Source organism: Xenorhabdus sp. BG5 (assembly GCF_015163665.1).
In the GTDB taxonomy this organism is placed as follows: domain Bacteria; phylum Pseudomonadota; class Gammaproteobacteria; order Enterobacterales; family Enterobacteriaceae; genus Xenorhabdus.
In genome coordinates, this window is sequence record NZ_JADEUG010000126.1 from 1 (window position 1) to 223 (window position 223).

The window sequence follows — 223 nt, forward strand, 5'->3', positions numbered from 1 at the left end:
TGGGCAACAGGTTAATATTCCTGTACGGGCACCAATTGCGATGGGGGGACGGAGAAGGCTAGGCAAGCCGGGCGACGGTCGTCCCGGTTTAAGTGTGTAGGTGGGCTGACCCGGCAAATCCGGTTAGCCACAACACTGAGGCACGATGACGCGGCACTACGGTGCGGAAGTTGCTGATGCCCCGCTTCCAGGAAAAGCCCCTAAGCTTCAGATTGGTGTTCAT

At 57.8% G+C, this 223-nt stretch carries 1 rRNA gene; it reads left to right on the plus strand.

Annotation, left to right across the window (positions count from 1 at the left end):
- Positions 1 to 221: ribosomal RNA gene (locus IQ209_RS18130) — 23S ribosomal RNA — on the plus strand; the annotation flags it as partial.
- Between the last annotated feature and the right edge of the window lie 2 nt (positions 222 to 223).